The sequence below is a fragment of the Sphingobium sp. Cam5-1 genome, assembly GCF_015693305.1.
In the GTDB taxonomy this organism is placed as follows: Bacteria; Pseudomonadota; Alphaproteobacteria; order Sphingomonadales; family Sphingomonadaceae; genus Sphingobium.
This window is the reverse complement of the sequence record NZ_CP065138.1, coordinates 428,505-453,473: the sequence shown is the minus strand read 5'-3', so window position 1 is coordinate 453,473 and position 24,969 is coordinate 428,505. Positions and strand designations below refer to the sequence as shown.

The 24,969-nt window shown below is 60.3% G+C and carries 23 protein-coding genes and 1 pseudogene; 20 read left to right on the top strand and 4 right to left on the bottom strand.

Annotated elements, in window-relative coordinates:
* The first annotated feature begins 300 nt into the window (after window positions 1-300).
* A complete protein-coding gene (locus tag IZV00_RS02370) occupies window positions 301-1,782 on the top strand; it encodes a hypothetical protein (protein ID WP_097093118.1) in 1,482 nt (493 codons plus the stop codon).
* 353 nt (window positions 1,783-2,135) lie between these two features.
* On the opposite strand, the gene IZV00_RS02365 is transcribed toward IZV00_RS02370, so the two are convergent.
* Window positions 2,136-2,351, bottom strand: coding sequence for a hypothetical protein (locus tag IZV00_RS02365; protein ID WP_196225605.1), 216 nt, complete (start codon window positions 2,349-2,351; stop codon window positions 2,136-2,138).
* Between the two features lie 208 nt (window positions 2,352-2,559).
* On the opposite strand from IZV00_RS02365, the pseudogene IZV00_RS02360 reads away from it, so the two are divergent.
* A pseudogene (locus tag IZV00_RS02360) lies at window positions 2,560-3,073 on the top strand (helix-hairpin-helix domain-containing protein); the annotation flags it as partial.
* Between the two features lie 161 nt (window positions 3,074-3,234).
* On the opposite strand, the gene IZV00_RS02355 reads toward IZV00_RS02360, so the two are convergent.
* Window positions 3,235-4,149, bottom strand: a complete 915-nt coding sequence (locus IZV00_RS02355; RefSeq protein WP_196225604.1) for an NAD(P)/FAD-dependent oxidoreductase — start codon at window positions 4,147-4,149, stop codon at window positions 3,235-3,237.
* Between the two features lie 405 nt (window positions 4,150-4,554).
* Between IZV00_RS02355 and IZV00_RS02350 the strand changes: the two genes are divergently transcribed.
* Complete coding sequence (locus IZV00_RS02350; RefSeq protein ID WP_196225603.1) at window positions 4,555-5,310, top strand: DUF72 domain-containing protein; 756 nt, start codon at window positions 4,555-4,557, stop codon at window positions 5,308-5,310.
* Between the two features lie 81 nt (window positions 5,311-5,391).
* Window positions 5,392-5,748, top strand: a complete 357-nt coding sequence (locus IZV00_RS02345; RefSeq protein WP_097093113.1) for a hypothetical protein — start codon at window positions 5,392-5,394, stop codon at window positions 5,746-5,748.
* A 21-nt stretch (window positions 5,749-5,769) separates the two neighbouring features.
* Here IZV00_RS02345 and IZV00_RS21320 read toward each other — a convergent pair whose 3' ends face one another.
* Window positions 5,770-5,892 (bottom strand): hypothetical protein, encoded by a 123-nt coding sequence (locus IZV00_RS21320; RefSeq protein ID WP_268934773.1) that lies wholly within the window; start codon window positions 5,890-5,892, stop codon window positions 5,770-5,772.
* Between the two features lie 163 nt (window positions 5,893-6,055).
* Between IZV00_RS21320 and IZV00_RS02340 the strand changes: the two genes are divergently transcribed.
* The 15 genes from IZV00_RS02340 to IZV00_RS02270 all read left to right on the top strand — a co-directional run bounded on the left by IZV00_RS02340 (window position 6,056) and on the right by IZV00_RS02270 (window position 18,495).
* Entirely contained in the window at window positions 6,056-6,841 is a 786-nt protein-coding gene (locus tag IZV00_RS02340) for an SIMPL domain-containing protein (RefSeq protein WP_196225602.1), read from the top strand.
* A gap of 3 nt (window positions 6,842-6,844) precedes the next feature.
* Window positions 6,845-7,186 (top strand): hypothetical protein, encoded by a 342-nt coding sequence (locus IZV00_RS02335; protein WP_196225601.1) that lies wholly within the window; start codon window positions 6,845-6,847, stop codon window positions 7,184-7,186.
* Window positions 7,187-7,242: 56 nt separating this feature from the next.
* Window positions 7,243-8,442: an META domain-containing protein gene (locus IZV00_RS02330; RefSeq protein ID WP_196225600.1), complete on the top strand. Its 1,200-nt coding sequence runs from the start codon at window positions 7,243-7,245 to the stop codon at window positions 8,440-8,442.
* Window positions 8,443-9,521: 1,079 nt separating this feature from the next.
* The gene (locus tag IZV00_RS02325) at window positions 9,522-9,740 is read left to right on the top strand and encodes a hypothetical protein (RefSeq protein ID WP_196225599.1); all 219 of its coding nucleotides are present in this window, start codon (window positions 9,522-9,524) and stop codon (window positions 9,738-9,740) included.
* Between the two features lie 315 nt (window positions 9,741-10,055).
* Window positions 10,056-10,211, top strand: coding sequence for a hypothetical protein (locus tag IZV00_RS02320; protein ID WP_176502362.1), 156 nt, complete (start codon window positions 10,056-10,058; stop codon window positions 10,209-10,211).
* Between the two features lie 274 nt (window positions 10,212-10,485).
* Window positions 10,486-10,692 (top strand): cold-shock protein, encoded by a 207-nt coding sequence (locus tag IZV00_RS02315; protein WP_097093838.1) that lies wholly within the window; start codon window positions 10,486-10,488, stop codon window positions 10,690-10,692.
* A 61-nt stretch (window positions 10,693-10,753) separates the two neighbouring features.
* Entirely contained in the window at window positions 10,754-11,089 is a 336-nt protein-coding gene (locus IZV00_RS02310) for a DUF6481 family protein (protein WP_097093837.1), read from the top strand.
* Window positions 11,090-11,443: 354 nt separating this feature from the next.
* Entirely contained in the window at window positions 11,444-11,665 is a 222-nt protein-coding gene (locus IZV00_RS02305; RefSeq protein WP_097093836.1) for a hypothetical protein, read from the top strand.
* Between the two features lie 6 nt (window positions 11,666-11,671).
* Window positions 11,672-12,376 carry a spermidine synthase gene (locus tag IZV00_RS02300; protein WP_230463268.1) on the top strand — a complete coding sequence of 235 codons (705 nt, stop codon included), beginning with the start codon at window positions 11,672-11,674 and terminating at the stop codon, window positions 12,374-12,376.
* A 201-nt stretch (window positions 12,377-12,577) separates the two neighbouring features.
* The gene (locus IZV00_RS02295) at window positions 12,578-13,012 is read left to right on the top strand and encodes an AMP-binding protein (protein ID WP_196225598.1); all 435 of its coding nucleotides are present in this window, start codon (window positions 12,578-12,580) and stop codon (window positions 13,010-13,012) included.
* Window positions 13,013-13,498: 486 nt separating this feature from the next.
* Window positions 13,499-14,026, top strand: a complete 528-nt coding sequence (locus IZV00_RS02290; RefSeq protein WP_097093101.1) for a hemerythrin domain-containing protein — start codon at window positions 13,499-13,501, stop codon at window positions 14,024-14,026.
* Window positions 14,027-14,196: 170 nt separating this feature from the next.
* Window positions 14,197-15,639: an ATPase domain-containing protein gene (locus IZV00_RS02285; RefSeq protein WP_230463267.1), complete on the top strand. Its 1,443-nt coding sequence runs from the start codon at window positions 14,197-14,199 to the stop codon at window positions 15,637-15,639.
* 37 nt (window positions 15,640-15,676) lie between these two features.
* Window positions 15,677-16,045 carry a response regulator gene (locus tag IZV00_RS02280; protein ID WP_196225597.1) on the top strand — a complete coding sequence of 123 codons (369 nt, stop codon included), beginning with the start codon at window positions 15,677-15,679 and terminating at the stop codon, window positions 16,043-16,045.
* Window positions 16,045-17,652: a sensor histidine kinase gene (locus tag IZV00_RS02275; RefSeq protein WP_230463334.1), complete on the top strand. Its 1,608-nt coding sequence runs from the start codon at window positions 16,045-16,047 to the stop codon at window positions 17,650-17,652. Before IZV00_RS02280 ends, IZV00_RS02275 begins: the two co-directional genes overlap by 1 nt.
* A gap of 318 nt (window positions 17,653-17,970) precedes the next feature.
* The gene (locus IZV00_RS02270) at window positions 17,971-18,495 is read left to right on the top strand and encodes a glycine cleavage system protein R (protein ID WP_196225595.1); all 525 of its coding nucleotides are present in this window, start codon (window positions 17,971-17,973) and stop codon (window positions 18,493-18,495) included.
* A gap of 261 nt (window positions 18,496-18,756) precedes the next feature.
* On the opposite strand, the gene IZV00_RS02265 is transcribed toward IZV00_RS02270, so the two are convergent.
* A complete protein-coding gene (locus IZV00_RS02265) occupies window positions 18,757-19,851 on the bottom strand; it encodes a helix-turn-helix transcriptional regulator (RefSeq protein ID WP_196225594.1) in 1,095 nt (364 codons plus the stop codon).
* Window positions 19,852-20,052: 201 nt separating this feature from the next.
* Here IZV00_RS02265 and IZV00_RS02260 point away from each other — a divergent pair, with 201 nt between their 5' ends.
* Window positions 20,053-24,855 (top strand): autotransporter outer membrane beta-barrel domain-containing protein, encoded by a 4,803-nt coding sequence (locus tag IZV00_RS02260; RefSeq protein ID WP_196225593.1) that lies wholly within the window; start codon window positions 20,053-20,055, stop codon window positions 24,853-24,855.
* The last annotated feature ends 114 nt before the right edge of the window (window positions 24,856-24,969 follow it).

Below are 24,969 nucleotides of genomic sequence, written 5' to 3'. Positions count from 1 at the left end.
GGCGCTGAACCGAGCGAACGAAAACCGGCGAGCGCCGCAAGCAGGTCAGGACCATGCGGAAGCCGCCTACCAGCATGGCGCGCTTCTTTCCGGTTGCGTTGCACAGCGCCTAGGTCGTCGCAGCCGAAGTCGATCTGCGCGGTGCGCCCGAAATCCTGACGGCGACAGAAAGCCGCCATTCTCGGCAGCGCCGAGGTATGGGACCAAGCACCTTTACTGTCTCTGCCCCATCGTTGTTGGCTTCTTTAAAGTCGGCAGAAACGTAGATCGCCGGTAATTATCATCCAAGAGGTTCGAGCAATGATAGACCGCCGTAATTTTCTGAACGCGGGAATATTGACGGCGGCCGGGGCGCTGATCGTCCCGGCGCGCGCTGCGGAAACTCCGGCGACCCTGTCGCTCTCACTCAATGGATCGGCGCAAGGACCGCTGGTGCCCCGCGACTTCGTCGGCCTGTCCTACGAGACGCAGCAGCTTGAAACGCCCGATTTCTTCAACGCGCGCAACCGCCCGCTGGTCCGCGCTTTCCGTGACCTGACGCCGGCTGGCATCCTGCGCATCGGTGGCAACACCAGCGAATTTTCCTGGTGGAAGGAGCGCCCCGGCGACACGCAGCCGCCGCGCATCGAACGGCCGATCAAGCCGGGCCAGCCGCGCCCTGACCTGAGCTACGCCGTCACCCCAGCAGCCATCGATGCGCTCAAGGGCTTCCTGGATGCGACCGGATGGCGGTGCATTTATGGCCTTAACCTTGGCAATGGCGTGCCGCATGACATGGCGCGCGAGGCAGCCTATGTCCAACGGCGGCTTGGCAAGCGGCTGGTCGCGTTCGTCATTGGCAACGAAGTTGATGTGTTCAGCTCGCACCTGCGCGATCCCAAGACCTGGGGTCCCGACACCTATCTCGCCGAATGGCTCGCCGCTGCCCATGCGATCACGGCGGTCAGCCCGGATGCCCGCTTCATCCTGCCCGACGTCGCTTACAAGCTCGATTGGTTGCCTGCCATCGCCGACCGCTGGGCCTCGATCAAGAATCCGCCGCGGATCGAGGCATTGTCGCATCATTTCTACAAGGGCGGTCCCAATGATCCGCGGATCAAGCCCGACCGCCTCCTCCTGCGCTCGACTCGGGAGGCTCAGGAAGGCAAGCTGACCAGCGACGCCGCGCGCAAGATGGGCGTTGCCTACCGCATGACGGAAGGCAACACCGCCTACCACGGTGGCAAGCCGGGCGTGTCGGATAGCTATGTCGCCGCGCTCTGGGCCGCTGATTATATGCTCCAGCTCATGTCGCTGGGCTATTCCAGCGTGAACCTGCACGGCGGCGCTGGCCCTGCAGTTGCCAACTCGGTCGGCGGCCTTGCGGGCGAAAAGATGCTGCCCGACGCGCAGCCCCGCCCGCGCCCCTTCTACACGCCGATCGGCAATATGGACGGGCAAGTGCAGCCGCAGCCGGTCTATTGGGGCATGAAGTTTGCCGGGCTGTTCAGCGGCGCACGCATGCGGACCGTCCAGTTGGACGCGCAGGGCCTCAACGTCGTCGCTTATGCAGCCGACACGGCTCAGGGCACGCTGCTCGCTATCCTTAACAAGGAAGTCAGCACCGACGTCCGCCTGCCGCTGCCCCGCCACCAGAGCGTCGCCACGTTGAGCGGCCCGTCCCTCGACAGCCGTGAGGCCCGCCTGGACCTCACCTCCCGCAGCGTCCCTGCTGCTACCGTCGACATCGCGCGGTCATCGGCCACCATTTTCAGATTGAGCAAAGTCGTTGCGGCTGATTGATTGCCGCTTCGGATCCTGCCGGGGTTGGCGTCGCCAAACGCGGCAGGCCTGACGGCCACGCAGACCAGGTATTTCTAGGTGCTCGAAAGAGCTCGATGATAGAAGTAGCCTGGATGGGTTCCTGAACAGGGGTGGCAAGAACGTCTACCGTAAACGGCGTTCTGCGGAAGGTTGACGGCACTTCCGACACCCACGGTCAGTGCCCGATTCGGACAGGAGCGGTCATTCGCTGCGGCTGGCCCTAACGGCGGGTCTGTCCCAGACCCAGTCATAATTCGAGCGTCTACTTTCAGGCGCGGTGAAATTGCTGTCGAACAGCAAAAAGTGGCGCAGAGCCGTCAGCCTGCTTCACCTCACATCCCGATGCCAAGCCCGCGCCGGCTCCCCAGGTCGATGCCATGGTTGAACGCCAGTTCTGCCCCTAACCTGCGGCCGCTGTCGATGAAGATGCCGAGTTCTCGTTTGCGGTTGGCCAATATCGACTGCACCTGCGGATCCCGCTCTAGGGATGTCGTTATCAACCGCACGCTAACCTGATAGGTACGGCGCTTGTCATAATCGCCTTCCACATAGGCCCGCTCGGCAGCGCGGGAGTAACGGTTCCACCGCTCGACAAAGCGGTCGGCGCGAAGCTCCGGATTGGTGCGAACCGCTTTCTCGTCGAGGATGGCAGCGTGCGCCGCCTCAGTGTCGCCGCGCGCCGCTGAGGCTGGGAGGGCGGGGTTGCGCGCATAGGCTGCTTCGGCATCGAGCGCTGCCTTGGGCCGCAGATCGTTCAGCCATTTCTATGACAAGCTGGTAAACGGTATGGTGTCGCGGGCTACTTCAGGGATCTTGCCGAACGCACCTTCAAGCAGATCAAAGGCTTTGGCAGCTATGGTTTTCCCGAGAGTCATGCGGCGAGCTTTGCCAAGATCGCCTATGCCTCGTCCTGGATGAAGCATCATCCGATGTCTTCTGCACTGCGCTCCTGTACGCACAGCCGGTGGGCTTCCACGCCCCGGCACAGATTGTGCGCGATGCCCGGCAGCACGGCGTTTAGCTACTGCCAGTCTCGATCAACCATAGCCGTCGGGACGGTACGCTCGAGCCAGCGCGTGGGCGCACCAAGGCGGTGCGGCTGGGTTTTCGGCAGGTGCGGGGCCTTGCCAATCTCCATGGAGCGGCGATCGTGGGCGCACGCGGTCCAGCGTCGTTCAAGAGCGTCGAGGAGGTCTGGCGCCGCGCGCGCCCGCCGCGCGCCGCGATCGAGCAGCTGGCGGAAGCGGACGCCTTCGCGTGCATCGCGCAGGAAATAAGCGCTAGACAGTAAGGTGCCCCCGACGATGATCGCCACTCCCGCAAGCTCGACCATTTTCGCGAGGAAATCGATTGCCGCGTGAGTATGCTCCATCAGCGATACAAGTGCGGCAAAGACGAAGCTGTTACCTCGCGGCGGCCGGTTCGAGTTCGCTAGCGCAGCAGCCCACGTGTTTTCGCCAGATCATTCCTTATGGTCGTGGCGGCCACCCCACCCTCACCCATGGCATGGCTGATCTGATCCAGGCCCTTCGCAACATCGCCCGCAGCGTATAGGCCCGGGACGCTCGTGCGCTGGTGCTCGTCGACGATTAGGCAGCCGTCTTCTGTGCCATCTGCTCCCAGCATCATCGCCAGCTCCGATCGGGTCACCGAACCTAGAGCCGGATAAACGCTGTCATAGGCGACTGGGCCCTGCGGCGTCGGAACGATGATCTGGTCACCGTCTATGCAAAGCGGTTCACACGGACCATCACACATCTTCACGCCAGCCTCTTCAAGCCGACCACGCTGCTCGCCGGTCAGGGCGTGTTCGCCGTCGGGCGCGATCAATGTGACGTCAGCACTATACATCCGCAGGAACAGCGCCTCTTCCAGCCCGTGCCCTTTTGTACCGATGACTGCGATCTTGCGATCGGTCACCTCATAGCCGTCGCAAATCGGGCAGTAGCGCAGCAGTCCCCGTTCGAGAGCAACATCGTGGATTTCTGGCGCAATCGGTGGCCGATTGTTGACGACCCCGGTGGCCAGCAGGATGGTGCGCGCGGTTCGCTGTTCCTCCCCTATGGAGGCGACGAACAGACTGCCATCCTTGGACAGCTTCTCAACCAACATGTTGGTGACCTGGCCGCCAAATCCCGCCGCCTGTTCACGCATGCGCGCCAGCAGCTCCTTGCCAGAAATGCCACCCGGATAGCCGGCGTGATTGCGGGTGCGAGGAATCAGGGCAGCACGACTATGCCCCGCATCGATGATGCCGATTTTCAGGTGAAACCGCGTCAGGTAGATCGCGGCCGTGAGCCCCGCGGGGCCAGCACCTATTATAAGACAGTCCAACTCCTCGGCCATCGTAAACCTATCCTCACAGATGATCTACACCGGCAGCACTTGTGCGAGGGAGAAGTTCCATTCTTCACATTGGCACCGTCGCCCACGCTCGGGGGCGGTGCCTGGTCTGCGGAACAGCATGACGCGCCGAGGGTTCGCAGGGGAAGCTTCCGCTCAGCAGCGAGCGGACGCCAACCGGGAGCATCGAACCACATGGATATTCAAGCAACTACGGACCCGTCCAACCGTCACGCCCGAAGGAAGGCTAAGGCGCTGGCCAGGGAGCCCAAGCACAGAAGATGCAATTGCGGCACGGCGGGCCATCAACAGCTAACGGACCGGCACGGCTCTCCCTCGAACGACGAGCCATCATAACTGACAGTAAGGCGCTTGGCGCCATCTCCCAAATCACTTGGCGTCGTCACAATGCAGACAATCAATATCGGCACGGCGGGATGGAGCATATCCCGCGCGTCGGCGGAAGCATTTTCGAGCGTGGGTTCCGGCCTGGATCGATATGCTTCCCGGTTGAAGGTCGTGGAGATCAACAGTTCTTTCCACCGCTCCCACCGGCCTTCAACGTGGGCGCGCTGGCGCGAGAGCTCGCCCGCAGATTTTCGTTTCTCGGTCAAACTGCCGAAGCGCATTACGCACGAACTCAAGCTTGTGGATTGTGCTGCTGCCCTCGACCAGTTTCTGGCACAGGCTCACATCTTGGAGGAAAAGCTGGCAGTGCTCCTTGTTCAGTTACCGCCCAAGCTCGAATTCGCCGCCGAGACCGCACACCGCTTCTTCAGCGACTTGAAGTCCAGAAGCCCGGCACTGGTTGCCTGCGAGCCGCGCCACCCAAGCTGGTTTCTGTCCGAAGCTGAAGCCCTGCTCGAACAACATGAAATTGCGCGCGTGGCCGCCGACCCTGCCATCTGCAGAGCGGCCGCTCGGCCAGGAGGATGGATTGGCCTCCGCTACTGGCGGCTGCACGGCTCTCCGGTCATGTACCGGTCCAGCTATGGCGACCGGGTGAGTTCCTACGCGGATCGGTTGCTCGCGCACGCCGAAGCGGACGGGCAGACTTGGTGCATCTTCGACAATACAGCGTCCCCGGCGGCAATCAGTGACGCCTTGGCCTTATCGAACGCCGTTGAAAAGATCGCCCGCGCCTCTCGCGGGGGCAGTGTGTGAATGACTTCTGGGCGGCCGCCGGAACTCTCCTCATCGTGAGCGCTTGATGGCCGAAGACTTGAATTCGAGAGGAGTCTGTTCATGCGCCTTGCGCCAATCCTGATCGCCTGCAACCTGCTGGTTGCGTGCGGGGGTAATGATGGTCCGACAGTGATCGACGGCAGCAGTCAGGCCGCCTTTGAAAGCAGCCTTGCAGCCGCCCGGCGCGATGTGGGACCTAAAGATCGTATCAAGCTGGAGGCAGCGATCCGTGAACATCAGGCCCGGATGTTCGCCAAGGCCGACAATCGGCAGGAATATGAAAGGCTGGTGCGGCAGGGCATGGACGGCCTGACAGCGCCGGCCATCGTCAGGCAGTTCAACAAGGATGTCGACCGCGTCAGCGGCAAGGCAGCAGACGCCGTGTTCGATGCGAAGCGCGCGCTGAAGGATCTTTGAAGCGACGCTTAGTCGACCCGACTACCAGCCGCTGCCGCCGAAGTTGATGACCCCCAACAGGGCGAGCAGGGTCAGCGAGAGGATCGCCGAGAGCAGCAGCGATCCGAGGCAGCCCAGCTTGCTAGAAAAAAGAAAGAACATCATCGCTCCCAGGTGCAACGAAGAAACAGGCCATCGGGGAGCTGTATTGCCACCTCCCGACCGTCGATCCCCTGACCAACGCAGCGTCGATCATGAGGTTGCCCAGAATCCAGGAAACTGAAGCGGCGGCACGACGTTGCGCAATGATAATAAGGAGGAGAGGCTTATGAGATGGTTCGCTTTCCTGGTCGCGGTGACCGGCGCAACATCCGCCGTGCAGGCTCAGCTGCCCGCGGCCAGCCCGGTCCTGACGCCCGAGGAAACCTTGTTGGTCGTCAGTGGAGAAGGGCAAAGCCGCCGTATCCCTGATGTGGCGCTGTTTTCGGCGGGCGTCGTCACCCAAGGCAAGACGGGAGGAGAGGCGCTAGGCGCCAATGCGACCCGCATGAACGATGTCGTAAACGCCCTAAAACGCGCCGGTATCGCGGACCGCGACATTCAGACATCGGCGCTCTCACTACAGCCGCAATATTCCAATCCCGAGCAGGAGGCCCAGATCCGGGCAAGAATGACGCGCGAGCCCTATATCGCACCGGCCCAGCCCCAGGCGCCCCGGATCATCGGTTATGAGGCCCGCAACAATGTGCAAGTGCGGGTCCGGAAACTGGGGGAGATGGGGCGCATCATCGACACTTTGGTCCAGGCTGGCGCCAACCAGGTGGACGGTCCCTCCTTCACGCTGGATGAACCCAAGGGCGCGCTCGACGAAGCCCGGACAGAGGCGGTGCGCGAAGCGCGATCCCGCGCCGAGCTGTATGCGCGGGCAGCCGGCCTGCGCATATCCCGCATCCTTTCGATCAGCGAAGGAGGCGGCTATTATCCCCAGCCGATCGTCGTCACCGGGCGCATGGCGGGAGCACCGCCCGCTCCCCCGCCGCCGCCAAGCCCCGTCGCGCCGGGCGAGCTGATGCTCGGCGCGACCGTCTCCATCCAGTTTGCGCTTCGGCCATAGGGTGTGAGGCTTCCGATCTTCGTGGTCGTCGGCTTTGGAGCTCTCCTGCTTGCAGGTTTCTCCGCAGCGGTCCAGCGACACGGGCCCGATCAGGCGATCTTCTGCGCCCTGGGCAAGTCGAAGGAGGGGTTCGACATATATTGTCCCAAGCCGGTGTTGAATGCCGGGTGGCCGGCGCCTTATCTGTTCGACCGGCCTGGCATTTCGGTCGAGAACAGGATCGGCATCCCCGAGGACGATTTCCGCTTCTGGCCTTTCACCGCCAACATCGCCTTCTACTGGTTGCTCCTGGCCGGGATACGCAGGATATCGGGGCGGCCTCGGCTTCGGGGCGGTGACGGCTAGTGCACCGCGCCGCGCTGATATCCGGAGCCATTCCCGCCGCCGGCCGTTTCCGCGAAATGACGCGTCGATCATGCCTGGCCATCCTGCTAAGCGTCGCGGGCTGCACCTCACCCGTGACAGCGCCTGTGCCTCAGCGATCGTCTAACGCACCCGTCGCAGCAGGCGCAGAGGACGACGGCACCTATCTGAGGCGCATCGACCCGCTGGGCGGCCAGTGGCGTGTCGAACGGCTGGGGCAGCAAGACTTCACCCGGTTCAGCGGCTCGGTGAATTTCAGCGGCGGCGGATTCCTAAATCATGGCGCCGGCTGCGGCGGCGGATTTCCAGCATTTTACCGGATAGAGGAAAACCGCATTTCGATAACCCGGCTGGAGAAGGTGCAGGTCGGGAAGTGCGGATCCACCGCCACGCCAGCGCGCACCCTCGCTGCCGATAGTGAGCGTCGCCTCGCCTCATTCCTTGACGGGGTGGTCAGTTGGAGCCGCCCTGACGAACGCACGCTGCTTTTGACGGGCAGCCGCAGCGAAACCGCGCTACTCACGCGCCCGGTTGAGCCACATCCTGAGATCGCGGGACGATGGCTGATCGAAAGCATCGGCGGCAAGGCACTGGTCACGGAACGGCGGCCGCCGACACTGTCGATCTCAATGAACTCCATCGGTGCACACGCGGACTGCAACTCGATGGGAGGGACGTTCACCGTGCCGTCGCCAGGGCGGATCGTGGTGACCGGCCCCTTCGTCTCTACCTTGATTGGATGCTCAGCTGACGACGCTGCGGAAGACGCGCTCATGACTGCCGCTATCAGCGGCGCCACCGCGTTTCACATCCAGGATGACAGGCTCATATTCACCGGAGGCAGAGGCATGGTGGTCCGCCGCCCCCCGCCTCCCGACCGCAGGCTTGCAGGCGAATATGCCGCCTGTGGCGACACTCTGCTGGGCGCCTATCATGAAGGGCCAATCACCGTAGTAATCGACAGCAACACGATGGTCGATAATGCGGGCTGTTCCGTACACTACACCACCAATGGCCCGCGGATTTCGCTCACATTGCAGAACCAATCGGCTTGCGCCTCTAAAGCACCTCTTTTTGTACCGGGGCAGCCAGTGGCCGTTGGCGGCGCGATTTCACCCCTGGCGACGGTGCGCCCTGACGGCTTTGGATTTGATGAGCAGGGTCGACTGATACTGAGGACGAACCGAGGTCTGCTGAAAATGTGCCGCAAAGGGTCCCCGCTCCCGATGGGCGGCTGACGGTGAACGCGAAGATGCAACTCCCGCTAGCCCGGCGGAGACCGGCCGTGAACTGCATTGTCGTTGCGACCTGAAGAGCAGCTTTGATAGACAATCGTGCCAGCTGTTCACGGTTGTGGCGCTGTGCGCTGCAATGGCCTGCACTGACGGAGGGCGTCAGGATCAACGAAGGTCGGCGGACGGGCGGATCACCTACGACTATAAGTTTGTTCTTCCAGATAAATTCAAGCGCACAAGGTCGACGGGATCGATAGCAAGGTGGAAGAATGGCAATCGCCCGATGCTATAATTATCACAGACTTTGGATTTTATAGCTCACCGCCCACATGCAATTTAGCAGGCCAAGGGTGTAGCGTTTCTAAGGAGAAGATCGCAGGAAGATCCTCTCTGGTCGGGCGGTACAGCTATTTACCCGGCCATCCCAACTATGAGCAGAGGCCTTTCAAATACCACGTCCACATTCCCCTGACCGAAGCGAGTGATGGCCGTCTCAATGTGTTCGCATGGTGTGACAGCGAGCCGGCTTGCGAGGAAGCGCTCTCCGCTATCCGGAAAGTCCGCATTTTGCATGGGAAGCGGCATCGCGTCGATTTAGTTCAGCCGGGCGCTCCGCCTGCGCCAGCACCCGCTGTTGCGCATGAATAGGGAAAGCATACACATCGCGATGCGTTGACTGACAGGGCCAGCATTCTTGCATCACCGCTAGCACCGGAGGTAAAAGCATCAGATACGGCAACAAATCGAGGGTATACCGGTCCGCGGTGAGAAATCTCTCGGCAATGGCCGCACTTCGCGAGGTAGGGAAGCACCAGCTAAAGACAAACTGGACGCAATATGTCGGTGCCGATCAGCGATCCCTTAGAACATGTGGTTCTGTTACAAGCCACGAGCAGGAATGTCGTGCCGCAAGTGGAATATCAGGGCACTTCACGAAAGGACACTTCTCTCGATTTTTTTTGGAACCACACCAAGGTTGTATGATTGTCGATCAAGACTATATGGAAGTCATCAAGTGCATAGCAACGTAGGCGCTCTTGACTGAGAGACCATCGCGCTCCCGCTTACCAAGGGAGTTAAACGTGGATCTCGATCAGCTTTATTCCGAGCATCAGATGTCGCTGATGCGCGCTGCCGACACGATCAGTGAGCCGGCACGCCGCAAGCATCTGGCCGCCGCGGGCACTATCGGTGATCAGATCTTCGACTTGCTTTCCTCGAAAAGGGCCGATGCATCGCTGAGTTGGCTGCCTTGGACGGATAGGTCTTACCAGGCCGCAGACTTGGTCGTGTCGGCATGACAGCGGACACGACCGCCCCGGCCCGCCCACGAAGGCGAGCGTTCATTAGCCGCGATCCACGGATTTCTCCTGACCAGGCGAGGCGGCAGGGGTTGATCACCCATCTTGCATTCGTCCTTCTGGGGCAGGAGGAAGCAATCCGCTTTCTAAACACCCACAATGCCTCGTTGGGCGCCCGGCCCCTCGATTTGGCGATCGCCGATCCAGAGGGGTATTCAAGGGTGGAAAATGCGGTCCAACTGCTTGCCCGACCCGCAGTCGGCGGGCGGCAGTAATCTTGCTCGTCAACCCGTACTCACCAGGATTGGACAGAAGATGACAGTTGTCCCGGCAGACGAAACGGAACTCATGGATCGCTATGGCATCATCAAGGTGCCGGCATATCGCTACCATTATCGTGACTGGCGATATTCGACCTTGAACGATGCGCTTGCTCAAGCCAAGCGCGATGAGGCGGCGCGCTCGAAGTGAGCAGCGCGCGACATTTGGTCGTGTCGCAGGTGCGATCCCAGTGCGAAATCGAAGGAAACAGAGCAGGAGTTACCGGCAGCTGGGGAAATTGTCGCTCGATCAGCCCAGATCAGTTTTTGCATTTCCGTCGATTTGTGCTATTGACGCCTCGCTGAACGTCGCGCTTCGACGGATATCGGCCGCTTCGGCTCTCCCTTGTCCCACATTTGCCTCTTGAAGCCGGGATGCCCGCATTGTCGCGGGCACCCATGAAACTTGGACAAGGAGCTCCAACATGATCATCGGAACAGTCAAATTCTTCAATGCCGACAAAGGCTATGGCTTCATCGCGCCGGAAAGCGGCGGCGGCGACGCCTTCGTGCACATAACCGCGGTTGAACGCGCGGGCATGCGTACGCTCGAGAAGGATCAGCGCGTGTCTTACACGCTGGAAACGGATCAGCGCGGCAAGGCATCGGCAACCAACCTTCAGCCTGCCTGAAGGAGGGTCGGGCGGCTTCGGCCGCCCCCAGCGCGAAATTGAAACAGGACTTTGCCTCTCAATGAAAAGATATAAGGAACCGCACTTCCAGGAGCGCATAGCCGCTGCGGCCAGCGCCCGGACAGAGGTTCTCGAACGACTACGGACGAAAGTGCCCGTGGTTCGGGCCGTTACCCTCGACCAAGCAGAACGCCGTCTGGCAAAGGAAGCTGCGGCAAGGGAGAAGCGCCAGCAGGCTCTGCTCGCGGCGAAAGAACAAAAAGCTGCCAGACGTGCGCAGGCCAACGAAATGGCCGCGGCGAAGGCGCCCAATCAAAAGCCGGAACTCAGTGAGGCTGAACGCAAGTCAGCCCGTGATGCGCGATATCTCGCGCGCAAGAAGCGGCTATCGTCTTGAGCGGGATGCTGCAAAGCCCTTTGGCTGGTGCGGCACCCTTGCAGATACAACCCCATGCCCATCGCCGCCATCGTCGCAAGCGCCTGATTAAAGGCCGTGCCGTGCAGCGAAGAACAAATATAAAAATGCGGCTCGCGCCGCGAGGACCATTTATGAATATATTTTCCAAACCCGATAAACGCGCAACCCGTTCCTCCTCCTTGCGAAGGCCCGAGGCGCGCCTCCCTGCCTTCAACCGCCCGACGACCTTGTCGAGCAGTGAATTGAAGCGCGTTGTCATAGCGATGGTGGGCTAACTTCATCCTCGGCAGAGTATTCGCCCTGCGATCATCCAAGTTACAGTGAGGAATCTCCATGAGCCGAGAAGCAATCCGTCCCTATCTAATCTCCAAGGATGATGATGGGAATTTCCGGCTCACGGTGCGTGAGACCCGGTACAATTCCCAAGGCTATCCGCTGGTCACATCGCATATGCAGGAGGAGACATTCAAATCCGTGGCCGCAGTCCGTACCTTCGCTCGCGACGTGTTCAAGGCCGAACCTGGCCAATATGATCAGACGAAGTCGCGGTCGTAACGCGGAATGACCATGCTAGCGCCACAGGATGACCGGACGGCAATCCCGGTAGAGCTGGTTGACACCGCACAACTTCCAGACGGAGGTGAATTGCTCCTGTGGCGTCGAGGAGACGATTATTCGATCCGGTTCGGCGAAGACGAGCTGATGGGCAATCAGGTTCGCCATTCGGAAGAAGCTCTGGCGACACTGGTATGCGAACGGCTGTCTCAAAGGGACGCGCGCATCCTCATCGGCGGGCTGGGCATGGGCTTCACGCTGGGGGCGGCGCTCTCCTCGCTTTCACCGGCTGCTGAGGTCGTCGTCGCCGAACTTGTGCCTGAGATCGTCAAATGGGCAAGGGGGCCGCTCGCGCATCTGTTTCAGGACCATCTCCTCGATGCCCGCCTGTCACTTGAGATGGCAGATGTCCATGATGTGATCGTCAGGCAGGAGGCCGCATTCGATGCCATTCTTCTGGACGTCGATAATGGTCCTGACGGGATGATCCACCTTCCCAACGAACGGCTTTACTGCGACTGGGGATTGCGTTCGGCGCGTGACGCGCTGAGGGCCGGTGGCATTCTCGCCATATGGTCGGCCTACACGGATGATCACTTTGTCGATCGCCTGGAGAAAGCCGGTTTCGATGTGGAAGAGGTGAGCATCCCCGCCCTGGCCGGCGAGGAACATGTAATTCACACGATCTGGCTTGCATCCAAGGGCGGTTGAGGTCGGCGGCCATGATAAGCCGGCGAGTCCCCCCGGCCAGTCCACTAGGCACTGCCGTCCTCGCGGACAACAACGACCTGTTCCTTGAAGCATTTTTTGGCGTTCCGTGCCCGGGCGGTATCATCCTGCCGGTCAATATCCGACTAAGCCCGGGAGAGGTCGCCTACATCCTCGACGACTGCCGCCCCCGGACTTGTGCTGGTGGACGAGGCGCATCAGCCGCTTCTTTGTTTCTGCGCTGAGCAAGACAGCGGCCAGCCGCGGCCGCTGACGCTAGCCGAAATGGACCGGCTGGTCGCGCATACGGCCCCGATTGCCGACGCTGGGCGCGGCGGGGGCGATGCGGCGAGCATTTTCTACACTGGCGGGACGACCGGCCGTGCCAAGGGCGTGATCATGACCCACGTCAACCATGTCGTGAACGGTCTGGCGCTTTGGGCTGGGTTGGGAATCGATACGTCGCGCGCGCGGTTCTTGCACGTGGCCCCGATGTTCCACGTCGCCGACGCCCTGTTCGTCCACTCGATGACTCTCGTTGGCGGCTGTCATGCGATCATTCTGCGCTTCGATCCGGCGGAGACAATGCGCGCAATCGAGCGGCACCGGATCACCGATGTGATCCGGTGCCGACGATGATACAGGCTCTGCTTGACTCGCCCGAACGTGAACGCTTCGATCTGACTAGCCTCGAGCGCCTGTACTACGGGGCGATGCCGATGCCTGAGACAATTGCCAAATGGCCCATCCGGAGTGGCGCAGATAGATGGCTGCCGTTTTCTGAAAAAGAATGTCTCAGCTGTCGACCACCGCAAGCCACTTCGAGATGAGGTTGCCAACGGCCAACTCCGACTGGACCAGCAATTAGCGCGCCGTTGTATGGCCAGACGGCAGTGCGTCGAGTGGTCGGCATTTCAGTTCGCTTGCCGTACTGGCAAAAGCGGACGCACATTTCCCATCATTACGGATGGAGGTCTAGTAGTGTGAGCAGATCCTGCTCGGCTATTTAACAGATCTCGAGGCGAATGCTTCTATCGGTGCCACTGCCCTGGCGACCTTTCCCGCGTTCGTGAGTTGTCTTGCGGATGAGGAGCGGAAGAAATCGCTCCGCACGAGGAGCAACACATGGCTGAGACAAAAACCGCCAGCAAATCGAAGGGGAAACCCGGTTCAAGAACAGCGCGCAAGACGCAGCGCGCAGCCGCCAAGCCGACTGATGCGATCAAGCTGCTCAAGGATGAGCATCGCGAGGTCAAAAATTGGTTCAAGGAGTATGAGAAACTCGAGGAAGAGGCGGAGAAGCAGGAGCTTGCCGACCGCATCTGCCTTGCACTCACCGTGCACACCCAGATCGAAGAGGAGATTTATTACCCTGCTGCGCGCGACGCAATCGACGACGACGATCTGCTCGACGAAGCCGAGGTCGAGCATGCCAGCGCCAAGCAGCTGATCACCGAGATACAGTCGATGAAGGCGGGCGACCGGCTGTTCGATGCGAAGGTCACCGTTCTGGGCGAATATGTGAACCATCATGTCGAAGAAGAGGAAAAGGAGATGTTCCCTGAAAGCCGTGACAGCGATCTGGACCTGAAGGCGCTCGGCCTTCAACTCGCCGAGCGGAAGGCGGAGCTGATGGCGCAAGCGGGCAAGTAAAACCCCGGGCAGGAGCATGGCGCGCGGCCTTCCTCGCACGCCGTGCCCTGGCCAGCTTCTCATATCTCACAACACCTCAAGAAGCTCAATTTTTCTTCAAGACGATTGATGTCGAGGCTGCTATCGGCAGGAGCATTGGTCTCTCGGCCGTTCTGCTTGCGAGGTTGTCTGTGACCCTGTTACCGCCCCGGTTCTCCACCGGCATCCCCGGCCTTGATACCATTTTCGGCGGTGGCCTTATTGAGGGCGCGTCCTACATTGTGCAAGGACAGCCCGGAGCAGGCAAGACGATCCTTGGAAATCAGATTGCGTTCGCCACGGCCGCTGCCGGGAAGAAGGTGCTTTACGTCACCCTGCTTGCAGAGACGCACGATCGCCTTTTTCAATCCCTGTCGACCCTGAGTTTTTTCGAGAAGAACCAGCTTGGCAGCAACATCGTCTATGTCAGTGTGTTTCAGACCCTGAGCAAGGAGGGGTTGGGAGCTGTCGTGGACCTGCTTCGCAAGGAGACCAAGCGCCAGGACGCCTCGCTGATCGTCTTCGACGGTCTTCTGAACGCTCGCGACCGCGCAGAGACTGACCTCGACGTGAAAACCTTCGTCGCCGAAGTGCAAAGCCAAGCAGCCTTCGTTGGTTGCACTGTTCTTTTCCTCACGAGCGCCAGGGTTCAAGACGATAGCCCGGAGCACACGATGGTGGATGGCGTTCTGGAGCTTCATGACGAGCTCGTCGGTGTACGCACCGTCCGACGTCTTCGTGTCCGCAAATCTCGCGGCAGCGCAGCTCTCGGCGGTTATCATCAATATGAGATCGCAAATGGCGGCATCTCGGTCTTCCCGCGGATAGAAGCTGCATTTGACACGCCGTCGGTCAAAGACGAGCCGGATCCTAAACCGCTTCGATCAGGCATCGAAGGGTTCGACAATATTACGGGCGGAGGACTTCCTCATGGCTCGATCACTTTGCTGATCGGGCCTTCCGGATGCGGGAAGACCTCGTTCGGCATGAACTTCCTTTCTGCCGCTTCGGAGAAAGAACCGGGCCTTCATTTCGGCTTTTACGAAACTCCGGAGCGCCTCTTGCTGAAGGCGAATGCACTGGGTCTTGATCTCCGCGCACATATCGAAAGAAGCGTGGTCGAAATCTTGTGGCAGCCGCTGACGGAAAACCTCCTCGACAAAATGGCCTATCGGCTTCTTGACGCCGTCTCCGCTCGCGGCGTGAAGCGCCTGTTCATCGACTCCTTCGGTGGGTTCGAGCGCGCAACTGTTAACCGGACTCGCCTTGTAGAATTTTTTGCCGCTCTGACGAACGAATTGCGGGCCAAGGGCGTTACTACTATCGGCACGTGGGAGTTGCGTGACCTTTTCGCGTCCGAGGTAGCAGCTCCCGGTCCCGAGATTTCCAGTCTGCTCGATAACTTGATACTGATGCGCCAAGTCGAGATCAGGGCCGAGTACAAGCGGGTGATGTCCGTTTTGAAGATCCGCGATCAGTCCTTTCAATCCGCACCGCAAGAGGTGTTCATCGATGGGCACGGCCTCGCGATCAAAGGTCCTTTTGAGCCCGCGACTGGGATCTCAACCGGGCTGGCCAAGCCTCTTGAGGCGTAGCGCTCCCCATGGGTCGGACACGTCCATGGAGCTCTCCATGAGAATTGTAGTGGCAGAGGATGAATTTCTGATCGCGGACATGCTCGTGGTAAGCCTTGAGGAGGCTGGACATGAAGTGCACGAGGCCGCGCATGGCGCGGCTGCGCTCAAAATCATCCGCGATGTCGTTCCCGATCTGGTCATTACCGACTTCATGATGCCCTTGATGACAGGCCTGGAACTTGCCGAGGCAATGAGAGCAGACACGGCGCTGCAATGCATCCCTATAGTCCTTGTAAGCGGCGCGCAGGGAGCGCAGGCGCGCTCCCGCGGCGACCTATTCGACCTTGTTCTCGACAAGCCCTACGCGATGGACCGGCTGCTCACTGCCGTCGGAGAGTTCGGCATTCGCGGGAGTCGTTCTTGATGGCTGCGGATAGCGAAGCGAATTTGAACGATGGGGAGCATTCCGTGGGGCGTGATGCCTGGACGGCTGCATACCGGCTTGCTGCGATTGTCGAGTCATCCCACGATGCGATTGTCGGCAAGACACTCGACGGGATCATCACTGACTGGAACGCTGCAGCCGAGCGCATTTTCGGCTACGCTCCTGCTGAGATCATAGGAAAGTCGATCCTGACGCTTATTCCGGTGGATCGCAGGGCCGAAGAAAACGAGATCATCGCGCGGTTGAAACGCGGCGAGCGGATCGAGCACTTTGAGACGATGCGCCAGCGCAAGGATGGCGCACTCATCCACCTCTCGCTAACCGTGTCTCCTATCAAGGCGGCAGATGGATCGATCATCGGCGCTTCCAAGATCGCTCGCGATATCACGGCGCGCAAGCAGACCGAAGCCCTTCTGGCGCAACAATCCGACCGGCTGCAGACCCTGAATCGGATTGCAAACGTGATCTCACGCGATCTCGACCTTGATCGGATTGTACAGTCGGTGACCGATATTGGCACCGAATTGACGGGCGCCAAGTTCGGCGCCTTCTTCTACAATGTCAAAGATAGCGCCGGCGAGTCTTACCAGCTCTACACTCTTTCGGGCGCACCCCGGGAGGCCTTCGACCGTTTTGGGATGCCGCGGAATACGAAAATTTTCGCGCTGACCTTCGCTGGCGAAGGGGTGGTACGGTCCGATGACATTCGCACCGATGCGCGGTACGGCCACAGCGCTCCGCACTATGGCATGCCAGCTGGCCATCTTCCTGTTGTCAGCTACCTGGCTGTGCCGGTGACTTCTGTTTCCGGCGAAGTGCTCGGCGGGCTATTCTTCGCTCATGACGAGCCGGCACGGTTCACCTCCAGCACGGAAAATCTTGTTTCTGCGATTGCCGCGCAGACGGCGGTGGCGATGGACAACGCTCGGCTACACTCGGCGGCACAACTGGAAATCGAACGCAGAAGGCGTGCAGAGGACTCGAAGGAGCTGCTCCTTCATGAATTGAAACACCGCGTGAAGAACACGCTGGCTACCATCCAAGCCGTGGCGATGCAGACGTTTCGCGAGGCACCTCGCGCTGAGCTCAATGCGTTCATTTCTCGTCTACTCGCGCTGTCTGAAGCGCATGATCTGCTCACCCAGCGCGACTGGGAGATGGTCGACGTCGAGCATATTGTTCGCCGAGCGGTCAGTCCGTTCGCCGCCGAAGAAGGTCAGCGGTTCGACATTTCCGGAACGAAGATTGAGATCCCCTCGGAGAAGGCGTTGCAGCTCGCGATGGTACTTCATGAACTCTCCACCAACGCCGCAAAATATGGGGCGCTATCCAATCTGAATGGAGCGGTGGAAATATCCTGGAATTGTCCCGATGATGGGCCTGGCCAAGTGCTAGAATTGCAATGGGTCGAACGCGGCGGTCCGGAGGCAACGCAGCCGACGCGAAAGGGGTTCGGCTCGAGAATGATTGAGCGCGCTCTTCGGGGCGAAGGTAGCGGGGCCGAGTTCGATTTTCGCCCGGAAGGATTGCGCTTCCGGCTTCAGCTTGCAGTCTCCGACGAAATAGCCCCTGACGGGTCTACTTGAGGAACCGCAACGGCGGCTGACGAGCAGTGGTGGAGAACGCGGGCAGCTATCGGCCAACTCTTGTGGTTCTGACGTGGCGGAAAGGAAAACTCGCATGTCCACTCCTGCCGAAAGCCGCCGTTCGCGCGCACTTACAGGAATGGTAGCAACGTACCATGATCCGGCGCTCGCCTCCGGCAGCAATCGACCGATGCTGGACGTTCCTCCGAGATCACGCGGCGTCCAAGCGCGGACATTCTACTAACCAGACTTTGCTCTTTGAAATGATCCGGATGCGCTATCATGATTGCGAAACAGAGATCAGCATAGAGGTGAGGTGTGGATCGAGCAGTCATCTTGACGGCAGTCGGTAGTGACCGACCCGGCCTGACCCGCGCAGTCGCAGAGGCGGTGTATGCTGCAGGCGGTAATTGGCTTGAGAGCCATCTCTCGCGCCTGGGTGGTAAATATGTTGGATCCGTGCTGGTTGAATTGCCCGAGGATCGGATGCACGAACTCGAAGCTGCGGTCCGCGGCATCGATGCGATGGGTATCAAGATCGACATCATCGCGGCTGCGGATGCTGAAGAACGCAGCGGGCTGTCGCTGGCCATCGAAATCGTAGGGCAGGATCGTCCTGGAATAGTTCGCGAAGTGACCTCGGCACTTGCGAAGCTCGACGTCAATATCGACGACTTCCTTACCAGGATCGAGGGAAGCGCCTGGTCTGGCGCACCGCTGTTCCGCGCCAATGTCCAGATTGCATTGCCCACGGGCCTCTCTACCGACGAGGTGCGGGAGGCACTCGAAGCCATATCTGGCGAGATCATGGTAGATTTTTTGCCCGAGCCCACTTTGAGCTAGAAAGAGCCACGCGTCCCGCGCGTGACTAAGCGCTAGTCCCCCAGGAAATCAAAAAAGAAAGCCCGGCCGTCATGATGTCAGCCGGGCCAGTTTAAAGTCTCAGCGGCTAAGCCGTGAGCCTTCGGGTCGCGGGTTCTCCTTACTGATCTCTCTGAGGTAGGTCATACCCCGATCGGGGGAGACGCGCGGAAAACTCCGGGCTCAATAGTTGTTCTTCGCCAACAGCTTGATTGCCTGTGACGGGCTGATGCCCGAGCTGCCTCATCGCCGGAGCAGGTCTCCGAGCATCGCCGTCAGATCCATCTCCCGACTAACTCCAAGCTTGGAGAAAATGGATTTGATCTGGGTTTTGACGGTTTGGGTGCTCGTTTCCCGCGCAGCGGCGATCTGATCACGCGTCACGCCCCTAGCGAGAGCCAATGTGACCTCGGCTTCAGCAGCAGACAGGCCAAATGCTGCCCGCAAAACAGCAGGGGCGGCCTCATGCCAGCGCCGACCCGAACGGACGATTACCAGAATTTGCGAGGCAAGGCTCAGCCGGTACGGCTGGGAAGGAAGGCGGCAGATATCGACCACCATAGGCATCTGCTTGCCGGCACCGTGCAGCAGCAACGTCTCTATCCCAAGAGGTTGACGATGCCGCCGCGCGAATGCCTTCAACAGCGCCGCGTCGTCACGTGGGTGCGGAAGACCGAGCTTCCCGTCCATCACCCTGAAGCGTCCGGCAGAAAGCAGCGCCGCAGCTTCGGCCGTTTCTCCCTTCAAATTTCCAGCATCGTCGCAAATGAAGATCGGCAGACCTACATATTCTAGCGCGCCTTTGATCAACGCTGAACCGCGATTTTCAAGCGCGATCTGCATTCTGACGGCCCGCCGCGCATGGGGCGCTATAGCGGCAAAAAGCGCGCGCGTCTCGGCGTCGGTTTTGCCATCCTTCCGGCTGCGATTGAGGGCTAAGCCGACAAACCGGCCGCCTCCTTCGAGCAACTTGGTTTGGCAGCCGTCCATGATGTCATAGGCGTCGCACATCTCGCGATAGAGATCGAACCCAGAACCGCGCCCAACCGCGCGGTAATCTGCTTCGCTCCGAATAACGAATGCCTCGTCATTCAGCGACGCGCGCACCCGGACGTTGATATTGGGATCGCCACGCTCCTGCTCGACAAAGCGGGCGATCTCATCTTGACCTATATCATTGATCCAATTGAAGGGCACCTCACCGGGCGCAAAACCGATAAGCTGGCCGTAAGAGCTGCCAGTCAGTTCGGCCATGGCCCGCAGCGCGCCAAGCCACTCATCCCCATCAATGGCAGCCATGGCGAAACGCTCGCCCAGCGCCCAAACCTTGTCTTCCACCCTGTTTCGTTCCTGTCCCGCGACCCGGTCAGAACGTCGATATCTTTGGCTGCTCACTCGAGTGATCAGCAAGAGGATTTAGGCAGGTCTATCGAGAAACACAATATTTTAGCGGCAGCGGTTCGATACCCTCATCAGGGGATGCGGACAGGGGCGCATTTTGCCTATCCCTCCGGCAATTCGTCCGGAGGGGGTTTCTACATGATCGGCAGCAATTCTGTGCACACGCCTATTCGTCTCGGTTTGGGTCTGAGTGTCAGCGTCCTTGCGCTTGGCGCCAGCAGCAGCAGCGCACTCGCACAACAGGCGCCGACCCTGACCTGCCCCGACGGCAGCGCCGGACCGGTCTGCATCATCAGCAACAGCGGCTCGACGGGACCGATCACCGGCACGCTGGGCGCAGCCATCATCGTCAACAATAGCGGCGCGATCTCCGGCGACCCAGCGATCACCGCAGGTCAGGCCGTTGTGCTCGCGGTCAACAATGCGAGCGGCGGGGTCATTGGCGGGGGTACAAACGCGATCATCGCGCCTGCCCGGACGGGCATTCCCTTGCTCAGCTTCAATGTGACCAACGCTGGCACGATCAACGGCCATGTGTCCTATGTTGAGCCCACCCCCTCCTCTCCGCAGAATCCGCTGGCTGGTGCGGTCTATTATTATATTTCCGATGGGGGCACGCTGAACGGCAATCTGCAGCTCGGCACTGGCTTTAGTACCGCCAACTTCATCCAGCGCGGTAGTGATGACGGGGTGACTGGCGCCATCGCGGCCGGTGGCGGCATCGACATCTACACCCGCAGCTACAGCCAATCACAATCACTTGAGCTGGGAACACGCGCGCTACCCGCAACCTTCGAAATCGAAGGGTTCGAGGTGCGAGGCGGTGCTACCACGCTGACCCTCTCAGGACAGGGAACATCGATCAGCTTGATGGGCGATGGCAATGTCGTGAACAACGGCACGATAAACCTGCTCAACACGTCTGGCCTCTACCCTCAAGGCGTGACTATCGTTCCCGCCGCGATCGGCTATTATCAGCAGCGCTTCGCGACCTTCCAGCGCTCCAATGTGCAGCCGGGAACTGTTCCACTTTACACGCCGACCTATGGCGATGCGCTAACAAGCTTCACCAATGAAGGCACAGTCAATGGCGACATCCGCATCGCCACCGCCAGCTTCGTCAACAATGATGAGATCAACCTGGTCACCAGCGGCATTGGTTCGATCATCACGACTTCGGCAGGGAAGGATTTCCTTTTCCGCAATACAGGCACGATCGAGACGACGTTCACCGGCTCGCGCTCCTTCACCACGGATATCGAACGGGAATTTGATGACGGCGTAAATGCCGCGGTTCGCATACGGCAGGCGCTGGAAACCACCAGCGTGGCGGGGGCGACGATCGAAAATAGCGGCATCATAGGCGGCGGCCTGGATGCAAATGTTGCAGCGGATGTCTTCTCCTTCACCAACAGCGGCTTGATCGCGGGTATCGATGCCAACGGATATTTTCAGCGTGGCCTGACGCTGAAGGTTGGTGCGTTGGACCTGGTGCTGCCGAATGCCAACGATGAATATAATGCGGACAGCGCGTCCATCATCAACACGGCGGATGGCGAGATCAGGGATGGCTTCTATGCTGCGGTCGCCTCTCAAAACCTCAATTTCGAGAATCACGGCACAATAACGGCCTCCGCGCGAGAAGGCGGTCAGGCAATGCTCATCCGCACCGGTCTGTTGCAGGATGATGGCCCGGGCGATGATGATGTGTTGGACATCCCTGCCCAGAACTTTGCTTTCACCAACACCGGGGCAATCGAAGGCGCGGCCGAGATCAATATCGCCAACAGAGTGGCGAGCTTTGACAATAGCGGCACCGTGACTCGTACCGAGCTTGCCATCAATCAGGGCGAACCCCCGCTGTTTGGCGGCATGTCCGCTTTCGACGTGGAGTCCGAGACCGATGAAAGCCAGACGATCACGTTTAACAACAGCGGCAGCATACTTGGCCAGGACAAGGGCGGTTCGGGCCTTGTCCTCGGAGTAGAGGCTGGCGACGCCGAAATCGTGGGCGCTCCGGCCGCCAGTGCGACCGTGAACATCATCAACGGCGGTACGATCAAGGCAACCGGGGGTGCAACGGTCACACCCGGTCAATTTATCGGCCTGGGACAGAACACGGCCTATGTATCGCAGACCGCCGCTCTGGGCGTGGACATTGAAAGTAGCGGCGCTGGCACCGTACACATCGAGAATCTGGAAGGCGGCGTCATCCAGGCCGGCGGTGGGCTGACGGCCGTCGTCGGGGCGCAGGTGCAGGGGCTTCCCCAACCCTTCTGGGTCTACAGCCCGATCGCCAATACCGAGGGCAGCCATAGCGTGGCCGTGGCTGTCGCAGCCAAGACCATCAACATCGTCAACAGCGGTACCATCCAGGGTGGAGCTGGAACCAACTATTTCCCCAACAGGCCCATCGTCGACAATGCGATCGGCCAGCCCAATGGCTATCTTGCAGGGGCGATCCACACCAGCGGTGACCAGTTGGATGACGAAAGCGGTTATCTACCTTCTACCGACCATGTCACGAATAGCGCGACCGGCGTCATCATCGGCTCGATCGACCTCAATGCTGGCGATGACCGCATCGACAATGCCGGTCAGATCAGCGGCGACATCTACGTGCGTGAGGGCAATGACGCGATCACCAATGCGGGCACCATCACCGGCACGGTGCGTATGGGCGAGGGCAATGACAGCTTCACGCACCTGCTCAGCTCAGCTGTACTGAATGGAACGGTCGACGGCGGCGCTGGAGAGGACATTCTTTCCTTCGATATCACCGGTACCACCTACACCGGATCGATCGATCCGTCGCTTCGCCAGCTGTTCACAAGCTTCGAAGTCGAAAAGATCATTGGCACAGGTAAGGTCGTAGTCCAGCAGACGGTAGAGGTATCCAGCGGCGGTGAACTGAACCTCACGCAAGGGTCCAGCATCGTCGTGGCTCCTGGCGAGACAGCGATCAGCGGTGGCAGCCAAAGCGTCAGCATCTCGAATAGCGGCGAGGTTGTGGGCAATGTGGATCTTGGCGAAGGCAACAATCTTCTGACCAACGCATCCGGCGGCTCGATCACCGGCAACATCATCACCGGCAATGGCGCGAACACGATCAGCAACCAGGGTGGGACTATCAACGGGAACGTCCTGGCTGGAAGCGGCACCGATAGTCTGGTCAATAGCGGCGCCATCTCGGGCAACGTGGATCTGGGTGCGGGAGCTGACATACTGACAATCGGGACCGGTGGCAGCTTCGGGGGCACGGTTGCCGCAGGCAGCGGCACCGACGTCCTCGCCTTCAGCACCGACAGCACCTATGCGGCCCAGACCACGATCAACGGGTCAGCTTTCACAGGCTTCGAGCAGGTAAATAACACAGCTGGCGTCAACAGCTTCACCGGCGACCTCAATGTTGAGGCAGTAAATGTGTCTGGAGGCCGGCTTATCGGTCAGGCAGGATCAACCCTCACCGGATCGGTTGATGTCACCAGCGGCGGCACCTTCGGCACCGCAGGCACGGTGAGTGGCGATGTCACGATCGGTACGGGCGGCACCCTGTCGCCGGGCGCGTCCCCCGCTATCATGACGATCAACGGCAATCTGACGATCGCCAACGGCACGACCACGACGTTCGAATTCGTGCCCGTGGGCCAGAGCGATCAGATCGTCGTCAATGGCGGCTCGGTAACGATCGGCGATAATACGACCGTCAACCTGACCGGCTCGCTGACACCGGGTGCATCGCGTGATCTGATCGTGGTGAACGGCGGCGGCGCGATCACTGGTGACTTCGACATCGTCAATCGGGATCCGGGTATCGTCGGCGTGTTGCGTAACAATGGCGCCACATTGCAGCTGCTTGGAACCTTCGTTGCTCCCACCGGCATTTCGCTCCAGGCCAATGCGGCGGTTGATTATGTCAACGAATTGCTGGTCGCCGGAACAGCCAGGACAGCGCTAATCAGTGCGGTTCCGGTACTGCTGAGCGGCGGCACCGCCAATGCGGCGGCGTTCGGGCAATTGACGCCCGAAGCGTACGCCAGCGCGTCTCAGCTTGGTGTGGAACAAGGGCTGGTCCTCGCCAAGGCTGGCCGGGCCGGCCTTGCCGCAACTACGCGCGAGACCACCGGTCTCTTCAGCTTTGCACAGGTGCTCGGCGACTGGCGCACGCTCAAGGGCCGCGGCTCAGTCGGCACATCGTCGGCCAAAAGCCATAGCTATGGCCTCGTCGGCGGGATCGGCTTTGGTAGCGCAAATGCATCAGTTGGCGCCTTCATTGGTCATATCGACAGTCGCCAGACAATCGCGCGCCTGGGCGCCCGGACGAACGCCGATGGCCTCGTTGCCGGTCTCTCGGGCCACTTCCTGAGCGGTGGGTTCGACGGGACGATGACGATCGCCTATGACTGGAGCGAGGCGAACACCCGACGCGCGGTACCCGGCGGCACGGCGCTATCCGGCGACTACCGCCTGCGCAACCTGGTGCTGGACGGCATGGTCGGCTACAGCATCCCCCTGGGCAATTGGGCCGTTCGTCCTGAAGCGGGCGTGACCCATATCTCGACCCGCCGTGGATCGGCGGCCGAGACGGGTAGTGCGGCCTTCGCACTGGAGGTCGACGGCAAGAAAACGAGCGCGACCTTCGTCGATGGTGCCATCAAGCTGAAAGCCGGCCTCGGACAAGGCGCGATGTTCCACCCATGGATCTCGGCGGGGCTGCGTCATCAGCTTGAAGGCGAGCGTTCCGCCGCTACCGCTGGATTTGTTGGCAACGCCGAACGGTTCATGGTCTTGGGCGCGGGACGTAAGGAAACCATGGCAACCATCGGCGCTGGCGCCAGCTATGACCTTGCTGCAGGCCTTAGCCTCTACGGCGCCTATCAGGGCGAGTTTGGTGGCGGTCACGGTCACAACGTGAACGTTGGCGTGCGTTTCGCATTCTGAGGCTCGAGAGCTCAAAAATATCTGGATCATGCAAGCGGGCTGCCGATCGCACGGTTGGCAGTCCTACGAACTAAGGTTCCAGATAAGAGCCGCTGATGGACAGGGCAGAATAAC

What these genes read in the sequence shown, in the direction of transcription:
- IZV00_RS02370 (WP_097093118.1), top strand. Translation starts at nt 301, where the DNA reads ATGATAGACCGCCGTAATTTTCTGAACGCGGGAATATTGACGGCGGCC.
- IZV00_RS02355 (WP_196225604.1), bottom strand. Translation starts at nt 4,149, where the DNA reads ATGGCCGAGGAGTTGGACTGTCTTATAATAGGTGCTGGCCCCGCGGGG.
- IZV00_RS02350 (WP_196225603.1), top strand. Translation starts at nt 4,555, where the DNA reads ATGCAGACAATCAATATCGGCACGGCGGGATGGAGCATATCCCGCGCG.
- IZV00_RS02345 (WP_097093113.1), top strand. Translation starts at nt 5,392, where the DNA reads ATGCGCCTTGCGCCAATCCTGATCGCCTGCAACCTGCTGGTTGCGTGC.
- IZV00_RS21320 (WP_268934773.1), bottom strand. Translation starts at nt 5,892, where the DNA reads ATGATGTTCTTTCTTTTTTCTAGCAAGCTGGGCTGCCTCGGATCGCTG.
- IZV00_RS02340 (WP_196225602.1), top strand. Translation starts at nt 6,056, where the DNA reads ATGAGATGGTTCGCTTTCCTGGTCGCGGTGACCGGCGCAACATCCGCC.
- IZV00_RS02330 (WP_196225600.1), top strand. Translation starts at nt 7,243, where the DNA reads ATGACGCGTCGATCATGCCTGGCCATCCTGCTAAGCGTCGCGGGCTGC.
- IZV00_RS02320 (WP_176502362.1), top strand. Translation starts at nt 10,056, where the DNA reads ATGACAGTTGTCCCGGCAGACGAAACGGAACTCATGGATCGCTATGGC.
- IZV00_RS02315 (WP_097093838.1), top strand. Translation starts at nt 10,486, where the DNA reads ATGATCATCGGAACAGTCAAATTCTTCAATGCCGACAAAGGCTATGGC.
- IZV00_RS02310 (WP_097093837.1), top strand. Translation starts at nt 10,754, where the DNA reads ATGAAAAGATATAAGGAACCGCACTTCCAGGAGCGCATAGCCGCTGCG.
- IZV00_RS02305 (WP_097093836.1), top strand. Translation starts at nt 11,444, where the DNA reads ATGAGCCGAGAAGCAATCCGTCCCTATCTAATCTCCAAGGATGATGAT.
- IZV00_RS02300 (WP_230463268.1), top strand. Translation starts at nt 11,672, where the DNA reads ATGACCATGCTAGCGCCACAGGATGACCGGACGGCAATCCCGGTAGAG.
- IZV00_RS02290 (WP_097093101.1), top strand. Translation starts at nt 13,499, where the DNA reads ATGGCTGAGACAAAAACCGCCAGCAAATCGAAGGGGAAACCCGGTTCA.
- IZV00_RS02280 (WP_196225597.1), top strand. Translation starts at nt 15,677, where the DNA reads ATGAGAATTGTAGTGGCAGAGGATGAATTTCTGATCGCGGACATGCTC.
- IZV00_RS02275 (WP_230463334.1), top strand. Translation starts at nt 16,045, where the DNA reads ATGGCTGCGGATAGCGAAGCGAATTTGAACGATGGGGAGCATTCCGTG.
- IZV00_RS02260 (WP_196225593.1), top strand. Translation starts at nt 20,053, where the DNA reads ATGATCGGCAGCAATTCTGTGCACACGCCTATTCGTCTCGGTTTGGGT.